The organism is Labrenzia sp. PHM005 (assembly GCF_006517275.1).
Classification (GTDB): domain Bacteria; phylum Pseudomonadota; class Alphaproteobacteria; order Rhizobiales; family Stappiaceae; genus Roseibium.
Genome location: NZ_CP041191.1, coordinates 575,165 through 589,746 on the forward strand (window position 1 = coordinate 575,165; position 14,582 = coordinate 589,746).

Annotated in this window: 10 protein-coding genes; 6 read left to right on the forward strand and 4 right to left on the reverse strand. The window is 56.2% G+C overall.

Annotated elements, in window-relative coordinates:
- Nucleotides 1–150: 150 nt before the first annotated feature.
- The 3 genes from FJ695_RS02705 to FJ695_RS02715 are packed head-to-tail and all read left to right on the forward strand — an operon-like array spanning nt 151 to nt 4,738.
- Nucleotides 151–1,392 (forward strand): ROK family protein, encoded by a 1,242-nt coding sequence (locus FJ695_RS02705; RefSeq protein WP_141184008.1) that lies wholly within the window; start codon nt 151–153, stop codon nt 1,390–1,392.
- Nucleotides 1,389–3,086, forward strand: a complete 1,698-nt coding sequence (locus FJ695_RS02710) for a di-heme oxidoredictase family protein (RefSeq protein WP_209010893.1) — start codon at nt 1,389–1,391, stop codon at nt 3,084–3,086. The genes FJ695_RS02705 and FJ695_RS02710 overlap by 4 nt, the downstream gene beginning before the upstream one ends.
- A complete protein-coding gene (locus FJ695_RS02715) occupies nt 3,083–4,738 on the forward strand; it encodes a CRTAC1 family protein (RefSeq protein ID WP_141184009.1) in 1,656 nt (551 codons plus the stop codon). The genes FJ695_RS02710 and FJ695_RS02715 overlap by 4 nt, the downstream gene beginning before the upstream one ends.
- 11 nt (nt 4,739–4,749) lie before the next feature.
- Here FJ695_RS02715 and FJ695_RS02720 read toward each other — a convergent pair whose 3' ends face one another.
- The gene (locus tag FJ695_RS02720) at nt 4,750–5,265 is read right to left on the reverse strand and encodes a GNAT family N-acetyltransferase (RefSeq protein ID WP_247653781.1); all 516 of its coding nucleotides are present in this window, start codon (nt 5,263–5,265) and stop codon (nt 4,750–4,752) included.
- 339 nt (nt 5,266–5,604) lie between these two features.
- Between FJ695_RS02720 and FJ695_RS02725 the strand changes: the two genes are divergently transcribed.
- Together FJ695_RS02725 and preA are read left to right on the forward strand one after the other, a co-directional pair.
- Nucleotides 5,605–6,951, forward strand: a complete 1,347-nt coding sequence (locus FJ695_RS02725) for an NAD(P)-dependent oxidoreductase (protein WP_141184010.1) — start codon at nt 5,605–5,607, stop codon at nt 6,949–6,951.
- A gap of 22 nt (nt 6,952–6,973) precedes the next feature.
- Nucleotides 6,974–8,287 (forward strand): NAD-dependent dihydropyrimidine dehydrogenase subunit PreA, encoded by a 1,314-nt coding sequence (preA, locus tag FJ695_RS02730; RefSeq protein ID WP_141184011.1) that lies wholly within the window; start codon nt 6,974–6,976, stop codon nt 8,285–8,287.
- 61 nt (nt 8,288–8,348) lie between these two features.
- Here preA and FJ695_RS02735 read toward each other — a convergent pair whose 3' ends face one another.
- Genes FJ695_RS02735 through FJ695_RS02745 form a run of 3 tightly spaced genes read right to left on the reverse strand, consistent with a single transcriptional unit; the run spans nt 8,349 to nt 12,792 of the window.
- The gene (locus tag FJ695_RS02735) at nt 8,349–9,224 is read right to left on the reverse strand and encodes a DmsC/YnfH family molybdoenzyme membrane anchor subunit (RefSeq protein WP_141184012.1); all 876 of its coding nucleotides are present in this window, start codon (nt 9,222–9,224) and stop codon (nt 8,349–8,351) included.
- Complete coding sequence (locus FJ695_RS02740) at nt 9,224–9,970, reverse strand: 4Fe-4S dicluster domain-containing protein (protein ID WP_141184013.1); 747 nt, start codon at nt 9,968–9,970, stop codon at nt 9,224–9,226. The genes FJ695_RS02735 and FJ695_RS02740 overlap by 1 nt, the downstream gene beginning before the upstream one ends.
- On the reverse strand, nt 9,967–12,792 hold the full coding sequence (locus tag FJ695_RS02745) for a molybdopterin oxidoreductase family protein (RefSeq protein WP_256370145.1): 2,826 nt from the start codon (nt 12,790–12,792) through the stop codon (nt 9,967–9,969). The genes FJ695_RS02740 and FJ695_RS02745 overlap by 4 nt, the downstream gene beginning before the upstream one ends.
- 264 nt (nt 12,793–13,056) lie before the next feature.
- On the opposite strand from FJ695_RS02745, the gene FJ695_RS02750 reads away from it, so the two are divergent.
- The gene (locus FJ695_RS02750; RefSeq protein ID WP_141184015.1) at nt 13,057–14,568 is read left to right on the forward strand and encodes a BCCT family transporter; all 1,512 of its coding nucleotides are present in this window, start codon (nt 13,057–13,059) and stop codon (nt 14,566–14,568) included.
- The last annotated feature ends 14 nt before the right edge of the window (nt 14,569–14,582 follow it).

Genomic DNA, 14,582 nt, shown 5'->3' on the forward strand with positions numbered 1-14,582 from the left:
GACCCCGAAAAAAAGTTGCTCTAAAGCGCGGCTCCTGTCAACATGGTTTTGTAAAACTTTCCGTGCGAAGAGGGGACTTCGGACGTAAAAGATAATAAAAGCCCGGAAAACGCGGCGTAAATATACAATTTGGGAGCGAGCGCTAGCAACATGACACGCAAAGCGGACAGGGATCAAATCCGGCGGCAGAACAGAAGTATTGTTCTTCAGGCCCTTCGCCGGAACGGCCCGACAGCGCGGATTGACTTGGGCAAAATCACCCGGCTGAGCCCGGCGACAGTGACGGCGATCACGTCTGACCTTCTGGACCAGAAACTGGTCGTCAGCGTTGAAAGCGAGGAGCCGAAATCGCATCAGTCCAGAGGGCGGCCGCGGACGCTTTTGCGGCTCAACCCAGGCGTGGCTTACACCGTGTGCATTCGTTTGTCGGTAAATACGATCGACCTGTCTCTGGTCGACTTTGCCGGCACAATCACTGCAAATCGCAGAACCAGTTTCGACAGCGCTTCGGCGGACACAAACACTTTTCCCCCGGCCTTGATTTCAGCCATTCAGGACTTTTTGACAGATTCCGGTGTTCGCATTGATCAACTGCAAGAGATCGGTGTTGCAGCACAGGGTGTGGTTGAAACAGAAACGGGGCTTGTTGCCTGGAGTCCAGCCTTCTCGGGCCGGAAAGTCCCTATCATTGCTCCGCTTGAGCAAGCCTTCGGCGCTGACTGCTATATCTCTAATGATACCAACATGATCACCGAGGCCCTCCATTGGTCCGATCCGGAACGCTACAGCGGCACATTCGCCGTTGTCATGCTCGATTACGGTGTTGGCATGGGACTTTATCTCGACGATCACTTGTTTTCCGGCGCCAGCGGAACAGCAGCAGAGTTCGGTCACGCCAATCATATTCCCGGTGGAGCCCTGTGCCGATGTGGCAAAGAAGGCTGCCTTGAAGCCTATTTGTCCGACTATGCACTGGTACGTTCAGCGTCGCAGCTTCCGGAAGACACCGACCCGGCAACCATTGAAGCCGGGGTATCCGGATTAAAGAAACTGATCGAACGCGCAGATGCCGGTGATGAAAATGCACGTAGAGCCTTTCATCAGGCCGGACGTGTGCTCGGCTATGGTCTAGCCCGTGTGATTGCGCTCATCGACCCCAAACGCATTGTTCTGACTGGCGCTGCTATGCGTGCCTACACCTTCATGGAAAAGGGGGTTTGGGAAGGACTTAAAGACGCGCTCGTGGAAGATCTGCGCAACAACTTCACGCTCGATGTCATGCCCTGGAATGAAGATTTTATCCGCACCGGCCTTGTTGCCCAGTCTATGGAACGGCTGGATAAGGACTTTTTGGGAGTACAGGTCAAAGCACCAAGGCAGGAAGCTTCATGATCCTGTTTTCTGCACTCAGACTAGGCCGTGTGGACGAATTGGTGACGCATTTCGTGTGGCTAAGGGCAAAGGGTGACGTGGAAAGACCTGCAGAGCGTATCGGTGATACGGTCAAAGGGCAGTCCGCGTCAGATTGCTACCCTTTGCCTCACCCGAAGGGCTGGGACTGCAGCGTTCAATCCTCTGCGCAAATCCGCCTTGATGATGCTCCAGCATCACCTGCGCCAGATTTTCTTGATCTTGAACGCAGTAATTCCCAGCGAAATACATCTCCAATTCGTCTACACGGCCTAGGTTTAAGTGTTGCTGTTTTGCTCGCAGCAACATCTGTATTTGCCAATGAAAATGTGCCGCCGTGGACCGAACGAACCATCATAGAAGACGTTGATCTTCAAGCCTTGGCGGCTTCGGGAAAAAACCCGATTGAAGTTCTTCAACCACTTGGAGAAACTCTCTTTGAAGCAAAATTCACCAGTTTGGATGGTGCGGGGCGCCCGGACGCGACCGGTGCAATCGTGCCAACCAAGGTCCGCCGGCGATCTCACCTCTCTTTCCAGCGTTTAGCGGGTCCCGACGCCAATGCGTGCGCGTCCTGCCACAATGAACCGGTCATGGGCGGCGCAGGGTCCTTTACGGCCAATGTGTTTGTCTCCGAAGGGTTTGAAAGCGCAGATTTCGATACGATCGACCCGCAGTTTTCCAATGAACGTAATACCAATGCCATCCAGGGCGCCGGTCTGATTGAACTGCTTGCCCGGGAAATGACCACGGATTTGCGCGGTCAGCGCAGCGCGGTCCTGAAAGACGCCCGGACCAGCGGCAAACCGGCAACAACCGGCCTTGAAACAAAGGGGATCTCCTTCGGAAGCTTGACCGCGCATCCGGATGGAACCCTGGATGTTTCTGAACTGGATGGCATTGATGACGATTTGACCCTGCGCCCGTTCGGGCAAAAGGGTGTTTTTGCATCGCTCAGACAGTTCACCGTGAATGCGATGAACGATCATCACGGCATTCAGGCCAATGAACGCTTCGGCACCCGTTGGACCGGCACTGACGATTTTGATGCCGATGGGTTTGCCCGTGAATTCAGTGATGGTCAGATTTCGGCCCTGGTTGCTTGGCAAGCCACCTTGCCGGCTCCGGGACGCAAGACTGGTTTACCGGAAATCTGGGAAAAGGCGGCAGCACGCGGCGAACTCATCTTTGACGAAATCGGCTGTGCCTCCTGCCATGTTCCGGCTCTTCCGCTCGACAGTCTTATCTTCCAAGACCCTGGCCCTTTTGATACCGCGGGCACCCTGCGCCAGAGCGATGTCGATCTTCCACTGACCCTCGATTTAGCAACGCTGGAGTGGGCCAAAACCCTGCCGCGCGATGATAAAGGGCGTGTGCTGGTGCCACTCTTTGGCGATTTGAAACGGCATAAAATCGCCGACGCAGCCAACGACACACTTGGAAATGAGCTCCTGGCCCAACGTTTCGTGGCACGGGATGTGTTCATCACTGCAGAGCTTTGGGGCATCGGCAGCACGGCGCCCTATGGGCACCGGGGCGACCTGACAACGTTACATGAAGTCATTCTGGCGCACGGCGGCGACGCAACTGACAGCCGCAAAGCCTATTCCGGCTTGGATGAATTGGGCCGCCAATCGATCATCGCTTTCCTGCGCAGCCTGGAGATCACCGAATGAGTTTTCGCAAGATTTCCTGCTATGTCGCGCTCTTCACTACGGTAGCTATCGCACCCGCTATCGCTAACGGGGAAAAATCTCTTGCTCCGGTTCCGAGTTTCAATGACGAAGCTTCTACAGCCGGAATCCAACACACTTATGATGGTGCCTGGGAGTATTTCGTTGGCGGTGGAATTGCCATCTTCGACTGCGATGGCGATCGGCGGCCGGACATGTTTTTGGCCGGTGGGAAAAATCCGGCACTGCTCTACCGGAACCAAAGCCTTACCGGCGGCAGTCTGAACTTTGAGGCCGTTTCTCAATATGGACTGAGCGAAAAACAAAGTGCCAAAGTACTTGGTGCCTATCCGATCGACTTCGACAACGATGATGTCTTGGATCTTGTTCTTTTAAGGCTGGGCGAAAACCTGCTTTTGAAAGGCAAGGGCGATTGCACCTTCGACGTTTCCAACCGCGCGCTAAGCTTTGACGGCGGGCGGGAGTGGTCGACGGCTTTTTCCGCGACCTATGAGGAAGGGTCTGACTTTCCGACGCTCGCCTTCGGCAACTACGTCGACAGATCTGCGCCCGGCTCGCCTTGGGGCACCTGCCACGACAATTTCCTTTTCCGGCCGGAAAAAACAGCGGAAGGATCGGTCAGCTATCCGGAAGCGGCCCGTTTGTCTCCGGGATATTGCAGTCTGTCGATCCTGTTTACTGATTGGAACCGCTCCGGCGAAGCCTCCTTACGCATCTCCAACGACCGGCATTATTATCGCGGCGGCCAGGAACAGCTCTGGGCCATTCCAAAGGGACGGCCACCCCGTCCCTACCGCAAAACGGATGGCTGGCAGCACCTTAAAATCTGGGGCATGGGCATCGCGTCGATCGATCTCAATGTTGACGGCTTTCCCGAATATGCGCTCACAAGCATGGGCGACACCAAGCTGCAGAAACTCGATGACGAGGCCGATGAAACAGTCCCGGTTTATCAGGATATCGCCTTTGATTTGGGTGTTACCGCACACCGGCCCTACACCGGAGATGATCTCAAACCCTCAACCGGCTGGCATTCAGAATTTCAAGACGTCAACAACGATGGGCTTTGGGATCTCTTTATTGCCAAGGGCAATGTGGAGGCCATGCCGGATTTTGCGGCCTATGACCCGGACAATCTGCTGCTTGGACAATGGAGCGGCAGGTTCACAGAAACGGGCAAGGACGCCGGGATTGCGCTGGACCGGCGCGGCCGGGGTGCTGGATTGGCCGATTTCAACTCAGACGGATTGCTTGATTTGGTCGTCGTCAACCGGGCAGCCCCTGTCAGCCTCTTCCGCAATCTCGGTGATGGCACTGCGGATAAACCGCGGCCGCTCGGCAACTGGCTGGCGGTTGATGTCCGCCAGCCCGGCAAACCCAACCGCCGCGCGGTTGGCGCAAAAATCAGCGTCAAAACCGGCAACCGGACCGTGGTCAAGGATATTCAGATAGGCGCCGGACACGCGTCCGGGCAGCTAGGCTTTGTGCACTTCGGCCTCGGTGTCGCCGAGCGGGCGAACGTGCGTATCAAATGGCCCGATGGCGACTGGAGCCACGGGTATCGGGTTTTTGCCAACTCTCACGTCATTATCGATCGGGGCGCTGAAAAAGCACGTTTCTGGTATCCGGAGTGAACCTAGAACAACTAAAACTGCTCCGGATTGTGCCGCCGGTAAAGAATGCGATCCATGTGGTCAACGTAGCGCACTGGCTGAAACCCGACTTTCTGAAGCAGCCTGTTGGACCCTTTATTGTCCGGATGAGCAAAGGCGGACACCATTGGTAAGTGGATGGCGGTGTCAGCGACCGCAAGCGCTGCTGACGACAGCTCGGCACCATACCCTTGGCCCCAAGCTTTGGGATGAAAGAAAAATGCCAACTCCGGTCCCCAACCCGGATCGAACGGATCATCATACAAACCGCCCCACCCAATGATCTGCGGATGTCCCTTGAGTCGGACTGTCCATGGAGCAAACCCGTCCCGCCGGCGCCGCCACTCATGGATGGCAATCCGGCGTCGGCACGCCGCCAGGTTCTTATCCTTTTGCGTATAGCGCATTGCCACTGGATCGCCCAAAAACGCAAAAAGTTCTTGCACCTCAGTCAGTCTAGGCCTTGCGAGCCGTAATCGTTCTGTTTCGATATCCATGCTCAACGACATCAACCTCCCATCAAAAAGGCGCTCTTCAACTTCCTGAAATCTTTTTTGTCAGAGTCAGAAAATTGCGGCCGTCTTGGAGGACGAGTTCAAATCTTTCCAATCCATTGCACTCTTATTCGCATCAAAATGCCTGGTGATGCAAATTTAATCACGCTCAAAATATAAACTAACCCACTGATGTTTAAGCAATATAATTGCTGAATTCTGCACTCCAGTTTTTAATCGTTCTAAAAATATTTGACTAATTGTTCAAATTTTTGCCCAATACCCCGACGAGCGACCTCAAAAAACGAAGGACGCCGTCCTTAAAAATCGATCGCCAACCTTCCGGAGATCCCAATGACCCAGACCAAAGCCGGCCCGGATATTGCCGCCGGGCGCTTGCCTCAGGAAGCATACGCTGACAACTTCAGCGATCTGCATCCGCTGCTGGAACCGCACGAGGCACAGGTCGAGGCAGACCGGTGCTACTTCTGTTACGATGCACCTTGCATGCAAGCGTGCCCGACCAGCATCGACATCCCGCAATTCATCCGCCAAATCTCTACCGGCAACCCGACCGGATCTGCGAAGACCATCTTCGATCAGAACATCCTCGGCGGCATGTGCGCCCGCGTCTGCCCCACCGAAACCTTGTGCGAGCAAGTATGTGTCCGCGAAACCGCCGAAGGCAAACCGGTCCAGATCGGACAGCTGCAGCGTTACGCCACTGACCACTACATGGCGGAAAACGACACGACACCGTTCACCCGCGGTGCTCCAACCGGCAAAAAGATTGCCGTTGTTGGTGCCGGCCCTGCGGGTCTTGCCTGTGCCCACCGCTTGTCGGTTCACGGCCATGACGTCACGCTGTTTGACGCCAAGGAAAAAGCCGGCGGCCTGAATGAATACGGCATCGCGTCCTATAAGTCGGTCGATAATTTCGCCGCACGCGAAGTTGAATTTGTTCTGTCCATCGGCGGCATTGAAATGAAGTCCGGCCAGCGGCTCGGAGACAATCTCGATCTTGCCGAACTTCGCGCCTCCTACGACGCAGTATTTCTTTCCATCGGCCTTGGCGGTGTCAATGCCCTTGGACTTGAGAATGAAGACAAGAGCGGTTCGATCGACGCAGTCGATTACATCGCAGACCTGCGCCAGGCTGACGACCTTTCCAAGCTCGCAGTGGGCCGGAATGTTGTTGTCATCGGCGGCGGCATGACCGCAGTTGATATTGCGGTTCAAACCAAGCTGCTCGGTGCAGAAGACGTCACCATAGCCTACCGGCGCGGCCAGGACCGCATGAATGCGTCTGACTTTGAGCAACAACTGGCTCAAACCAACGGCGTCAAGATCCTGACCTGGGCACAGCCCAAAGCGCTGGTTGCCGAAAACGGATCGATCTCGGCCATTGAACTGGAACGAACAGAGGACCAAAATGGATCTCTGACGGGAACAGGTGAAGTCATCACTTTGCCGGCCGACATGGTGTTCAAGGCTGTGGGCCAGACATTGGTTCAAACTGATCTCGGCGGTGCTTTGACACTTGAAAAAGGACGGATTGTGGTCGACGCGGACCGCAAGACGAGCCTCGATGATGTGTGGGCAGGCGGCGACTGTGTTGCCGGCGGCGAAGACCTGACGGTCGCAGCGGTTGAAGACGGCAAAGTGGCCGCTGAAGCCATCAACGCTGCGCTGAGCGCCTGAGAAGTCAGAGGGAGACAGAAAAATGGCTAATCTGACGACAAATTTCATCGGCATCAAATCGCCGAACCCGTTCTGGCTGGCATCCGCGCCGCCAACCGACAAGGAATACAACGTTGTCCGCGCTTTCAAGGCGGGTTGGGGCGGCGTTGTCTGGAAAACGCTTGGCGATGGTGACCCGGTCGTCAACGTCAATGGCCCGCGTTACGGCGCGATCCACGGCAAGGACCGCCAGCTGCTCGGGCTCAACAATATCGAGCTGATCACCGACCGCCCGCTGGAAGTGAATCTTCGCGAAATCAAGCAGGTCAAACGCGACTGGCCGGACCGGGCCCTGGTTGTCTCCTTGATGGTGCCGTGTGAAGAGCAAAACTGGATCGACATACTCAAGGCGGTGGAAGACACTGAAGCAGACGGTGTGGAACTCAACTTCGGTTGCCCGCACGGTATGAGCGAGCGCGGCATGGGCTCTGCGGTCGGCCAGGTGCCGGAATACATTGAGATGGTGACCCGCTGGGTGAAAAAACACTCGCGGATGCCCTGCATCGTCAAACTGACACCGAACATTACGGACGTCCGCAAACCGGCACAGGCCGCTAAAGCAGGCGGCGCCGATGCAGTCTCGCTGATCAACACAATCAACTCCATCGTCAGTGTGGATCTCGACGAGATGTCACCGGCTCCAATGGTCGACGGCAAAGGCGCCCATGGCGGTTATTGCGGTCCGGCGGTGAAGCCGATTGCCCTCAACATGGTGGCAGAAATCGCTCGCGATCCGGAAACCCATGGTCTGCCGATCTCCGGTATCGGCGGGGTGACCACCTGGCGCGATGCGGCCGAGTTCATGGCACTAGGTGCCGGCTCCGTTCAGGTCTGTACCGCAGCCATGACCTATGGCTTCAAGGTGGTTGAAGACATGATCGAAGGCCTCAGCGACTGGATGGATCAGAAGGGTTACACCTCGGTCGATCAGATCGTCGGTAAGGCCGTGCCGAATGCATCCGACTGGCAGCATCTGAACCTGAACTACATCGCCAAAGCGAAAATCAATCAGGATCTGTGCATCGAATGCGGCCGTTGCCACATTGCCTGTGAGGACACCTCGCACCAGGCGATCACCAACATGGTCGATGGCGTGCGCAAGTTCGAGGTGATCGACGAGGAATGCGTTGGCTGTAACCTTTGCGTCAACGTCTGCCCGGTCGAAAACTGCATCACCATGGAGCAGATGGCACCTGGAACAGTTGATCCGCGCACCAAAAAGGTTGTCGAAGACAAATACGCCAACTGGACGACCCATCCGAACAACCCGATGGCCGTCACGGAAGCAGCTGAATAAGTCTGACTGTATCAAACTTAAAACAAACGCAGGCAAGGCACTCCTTGCCTGCGTTTTTTGTTTAGCGCTTGCCGTAGTAAAGCCCCACAACATGCTCCGCCTCGGCAAAGAACAGCCAGCGGGAGGCAAAGGTTCCGACCAGAAAGACGAGGCTTGCGGCCACGATGACTGGAAGGTTGGCCGGCAAGAAGGCGATCAGCAGGATCGGCAGGACGCAGTTCAGGACAAAGGCAATGATCCGCAGTTTCTGCGCATGCTTGCGGCCGACGGTGAACACCATCTCCTTCAAGAGATAATTGGTTCCGGTATGTGGTGCTTCAAACAGCCGAACCGTGCCCCGATCCCCAAGCCCGGTGGCAGTCTCCATGGTATGGCCGCGTTCGGCAAAGCGCCGGTCACCAAAAATCCAGTAGAGGCTCTGAACCAGCCCAGCAACCCCGAGAAGCAAAACGGCGCCTCGGCCCTGCCCCGCAAGGATCGCGCCGCCAGCCAATGACAGCGACAAAAGGTGCAAGGGGGTCAGCCAGTGGTTCCAACGTGGCACGGTGGCGAGCTGTGCATAGATCATTGCGGTGGCATACACCGTCGCAAGGCAGAGCAGAGCTCCAATCACACCAAGTGGCGCAAGCGTCACGTCGAAGAACACCGCCGCAAAGGCGTGGATCCCCATAAAGACAAGCGCAAGCACGGAAAGCCAGGCCTCGCGAGACAGCCAGCTCGACCGCCACTGGGTAAAAGCCAGAAGACTGCGTTGCGGATTGCCGAGGTGGAAGGTTGCGGACAGCAAACCGCCGACGGCGGCCACAAAGCCAATGAGGTAAGCAAAAAATGCGTCCCAACCGGTCACTGCTGGAAGACCAAGGCCAAGCCAGAACAAAAACCCGAAGCCGAGCCCAGATAGAACGGTAAAGATGATCACTGAGGGAGCTGGATGCATCAGATCGCCTCCAGGGCTTTGTCGAGCCACCGTAAAAAACCTGTAGGTGTTTCGGCCACGGGCTGCATGTCTTCAGATCTTCCCGAATGTTCCATAAGCGTGTCTTTTGGGCGGGGTGGCAGATATTTGTTCACTGGCTTTGTGCCCTGCTCCGGCATTAGATCCATGCCGCCGCGTTTGGCGACCAATCGGGATACGTCGCTGTCCGGATCCCCGAGATCGCCAAAATGCCGGGCACCCGCTGGGCAAGTTCTGACGCAGGCCGGGACCCGATCGACTTCCGGCAGATTTTCGTTGTAGATCCGGTCGACACAAAGCGTGCACTTTTTCATCACGCCTTCGGCCTGATCGAGCTCCCGGGCCCCATAAGGACACGACCAGGCACACAAGCCGCAACCGATGCAAGCGTCCTCATTGACGAGCACAATGCCGTCTTCCCGGCGCTTGTAGCTCGCGCCCGTCGGGCACACGGTGACGCAAGGTGCGTCATCACAATGCAAGCAGGATTTCGGGAAATGTATTGTCTGGGCTGGGCCTTTGTCCGGCTGGACTTCGAAGGAATGCACCCGGTTCAAAAAGGACCCGGCCGGGTCCTTCCCGTAAGCATCCATGTCGCTCAGCGGAGCGCCATAATTCTCCGTGTTCCAGCCTTTACAAGCCGTCACACAGGCATGACAGCCGACACATGTATCGAGGTCGATGACAAGGCCGAGCTTTTTGTCTGTTGTTTCCGGCAACTGGGTCATGTGCGCACCTTCTGCCGAACGGTTTGAGGGCCACGCCCAACCGGAGACCTAATAGGATCAAAGGCAGGCTGGCTTTCCATCGGTGCTTCGGATCGTTCGATCCGAACCCGCAGATCGAACCAGGCAGCCTGACCGGTAATGGGGTCGGAGTTTGACCACCTCAGTCCATCCCCCTTGGCGGGAAGCAGTTCATGGATGAGATGATTGAGCAGAAACCCCTTGTTGGCTTCCGGAGCCGAAGGATCCAAAGCCCAGGCCCCTTTGCGCTTGCCGATCGCATTCCACGTCCAAACGGTATTTTCATTCAGCGCCGCCATATGCGCCACCGGCACGACAATCTCACCATGCGGAGAGGTCACCTTGGCCCAATCGCCGTCTGAAAAGCCATTTTCTTCCCAGATCCGGGTTGGGACATAGAGCGGATTGCGGCCATGGATCTGCCGCAACCAGGCATTCTGACTGCCCCAGGAGTGATACATAGCCATCGGCCGCTGAGTGAGGGCGTGGACCGGATAGGCGCTGGCGTCTGTCGATTTGTCACCAAGCGGGGGATACCAGACTGGCAGTGGATCAAAAGAGTCCCGGACCTGTTCGCGGAGATGATCCGGCGGCTGGCGGTCACCATGGCCTTCTGCGGCAAGCTGGAAACGGCGCATCGGCTCTGAATAGATCTCAAAAAGATAGGGCTGGGGCTTATCGAACAAGCCAAGCTTTACGGCCCAATCCTGATAGGCTGTGTTCCAAGGTTTGTAAAAGGCCCCTTCTTCAGGGACATGCTCGACAAAGAAGCTGCCGTTTTCGATGTAGCGGTCCAACTGATTTGGATTGACGTCGCCACGGCCAACTTGATCGCCATTGCCTCGGAAACCTGCCAGAGGGCCAATGCCCGGGCGGCGCTCGTGATTGACGATGTAGTCGGCATAGTCGGCGTATTTGGCGCTGCCGTCTTCATTGACAAACCCGGGCAAGCCAAGCCGGACACCAAGGTCCACCAAGACCGATTGAAAGCCTCGCACATCCCGGTCTGGCTCGATCACCGGCCAGCGGATCGCATCGGCGGCAGCATCGGCTTCACAGATAGGCCGGTCGAGCAGGCTGATGCAATCGTGCCGCTCCAGATAGGTGGTATCGGGCAGGATTAAGTCCGCATAAGCGACCATCTCCGATGAATAGGCATCGGAATAGATGATCCGCGGGATAACATAGTCGCCGGTGTCATCCTTGTCCGTCAGCATCTCCATGACGCCGCGCGTGTTCATGGACGAGTTCCACGACATGTTCGCCATATAAAGGAACAGCGTGTCGATCTTATAAGGATCGCCCGCGTGGGCGTTGGAGATCACCATGTGCATCAGGCCATGGGCCGACATGGGGTTGTCCCAGGAAAACGCCTTGTCGATCCGGGCCGGCGTGCCGTCATCCTTCAACGCCAGATCTTCGGGTCCGCGAACAAACCCCAAATGAGGACCATCGAGCGGACAATCGGGTTTCGCCTTGCAATGGGGCGTTGGATGGGCGGTCACCGGTTTGGGGTAAGGCGGTTTAAAGCGGAAACCGCCGGGAACTTCGACAGTGCCAAGCAGGATCTGAAGGACATGCAGGGCCCGGCAGGTTTGGAACCCGTTGGAATGGGCGGAAACCCCGCGCATGGCGTGAAAACTGACCGGCCGACCCGGCATGGTCTGATGGGTTTCGCCCCGGAAATCCGTCCAGGGTTGATCGATCTCGAACGCTTCTTCAAAGGCCACTCTCGCCAGTTCTGCGGCGACCGCGCGGATCTTTTTGGCAGGCACCCCGCAGGTTTCGGCAACCGTTTCCGGAGCATAAGCATCATCCAGATACCGCTCTGCCAATACTTGGAACACGGTCCTATGGGTGTTCCCATCCATCTCGTATTTGGCGGAGAGATCCGGCCGCACACCTTTCTGATCAAATGGCGCCGGTTCTTCAGTCTTACGATCGATGACAAGCGCTTTGCCATCTTCGCCTTTGAGCAGCATTCCGTGGTCGTCAGAACCGGGATTGTTGATCACCAAACAGGGGGCATTTGTGAACTGGGCCAGATAGGAAAGATCGATATGTCCAGTTCTTAAAAGCACATGGCAGAGGGACAAAATGAACAAGCCATCGGTGCCCGGAGTGATTCCGACCCACTCGTCCGCAATGGCATTGTAACCGGACCGGACAGGGTTCACTCCGATGACTTTACCGCCTCGAGCCTTCAGTTTTCCGAGGCCCATTTTGATTGGATTGGAGTCGTGATCCTCGGCCACGCCGAACAGCATGAAGAGTTTTGTCCGGTCCCAGTCGGGCTGGCCAAATTCCCAAAACGCTCCCCCGATTGTGTAGATGCCGCCCGCGGCCATATTCACCGAGCAAAAGCCACCATGTGCTGCATAATTAGGAGTACCGAAGTTCTGTGCCCAGAAGCTGGTAAAGCTCTGAGACTGGTCCCGGCCAGTGAAAAACGCCAACTTGTCCGGCGAGTCTTTACGGATCGGCTCGAGCCAGGAAACGGCTGTTTTCAGCGCTTCGTCCCAGCTGATTTCCTCAAATTCACCTGAGCCGCGCGGCCCCTTCCGTTTGAGTGGTTTACGCAAGCGGGACGGCGCCGTCACCTGCATGATCCCGGATGCGCCCTTGGCGCACAAAACGCCTTTGTTGACCGGATGATCCCGATTGCCTTCGATGTAGGCGACCTTACCGTCTTTCAAATGGACATTAATCCCGCACCGGCAGGCGCACATGTAACAGGTGGTTTTTCGGATTTCGTCCGAGACAGCCGGAGACGTATCCACTATCGGTTGACTTTGACTGCGCACGTCCCCTCCCAAGTCGCACGTATAGAAAATCATCCTGCCAAGCATCTCTGCCGAGAAATCTGAGTTCTATTTCAGCAAAGTTGCGAGCAAGGTGTTTTATCTGAAAGTCGGAAACTGGATTTCGTCAAGAGGGACGGACCGTGAAATTGCGGGACCAGCCTCCGGTCCCGATTTTCAGATCGCGGCAGTTGGGTATGGCAAAGATGCCTAGGCAAGTTGGAGACGATGCGCTAGCGTTCAAGCGCTCATGCATTGGAGACACTCTTGGACTCGAACCGCCTGCTTCTAGCCTCCTCCATCGGCCTGTGTGCCATCATTGGTTTGTGGGGTGTCATCGACCCGGAAGGTCTTCAAGTCATCGCAAAGAGCATTGTGGATCAGTATTTCGTCAGCCGCGGCTGGTTCGTCATGCTTTCAGTTACGCTCATGCTGCTGTTCTGCCTCGGCATCACGTTCACACACTATGGGGACATCCGGCTGGGAGCAGATGATGATAGGCCGGAGTATTCCACCCCGACGTGGATCGCGATGCTGTTTGCGGCTGGTATGGGTGTCGGGCTGCTGTTTTGGGCTGTCGCCGAACCACTCACCCATTTTGCCTTCCTGAAGGAGAAAACTTCGGTTCCCGAAGCCGCTGACTTTGCGCTGCTTGCGACAAACGTCAACTGGGGTATCCATGCATGGGCGATTTATGGAACAACCGCTCTGGCAATTGCCTATTTCAGTTTCCGGCGTGGTACTCCTATGCTGGTAAGCGCCCCTATCAAGAACCTGTTTCCTGGTGAGGCTTGGGCATCGGTTGTCGGCTGGTTTTCCGACTTCATGGCGATCGCCGCAATTGCGATTGGCGTCGGAGGGTCGGTGGCCATGGGGGTCTTTCAGGTCGCCGATGGCGTGTCGGTTCTGGCTGGCACGCAGACGGCCGCACCTTGGCTCGTCGGCGTCGTATTTGTCGTTATGGTGGCGTCCTATATCCCACCGCTGATGGTGGATCTCAGCACCGGCATGGCAAAGCTCTCCAACATCGCCATGAGCCTGGCGATCGGCCTTGTCGCTTATACGATCATACTGGGACCAACCGAGTTCTTGATGAATTCCGTAATCGGCGGCATCGGCATGTATATTGCCGACGTCATCCCCGCGGGCTTCCGAACTTTCACATTTTATGGTGATGAAATTGGCCGCTGGTTTCAGGACTGGACGCTCACCTATATGGTCTGGTGGATCGCCTGGGGTCCTTTTGTTGGGGTCTTTGTCGCCCGCATTTCAAAAGGGCGGACAATCCGCGAGTTTGTCCTTGGTGTTCTGATTGGGCCCACCCTGTTTTCAACCATCTGGTTCGGTGCCTTTGGAGGGGTCGGCATTTTTGAAACCCTGAATGGAAAAGGTCACCTGCTGGCCATGACGCAAACGAACGTTGAGCGCATGACATTTGCGCTTTTGGATCAGCTCCCGCTTTCAACATTCACAACACTTGGAACCATTCTCGCCGCGTTTTTGTTCATCGTCACCAGCGTCGTCAGCGCGGCCTTTGTCCTCGGGATGTTCTCAACTGGCGGTGATCAGAACCCCAGCGTGAAGATCAAGGTTATTTGGGGCGGATTGCTCGGAATCCTCGGCGCGGCGATGATCCTCTCTGGCTCGATGTCTGCAGTTCGAACCCTGATCGCGCTTGGCGCTTTGCCGTTTGTCTTCATAACGGCACTTTTACTCGTCTGCCTAATACGGGCGCTCATCCTGGACAGTCGTATGGAGGCACAAAATGCTGATCGGTGATCCGACAGATACCC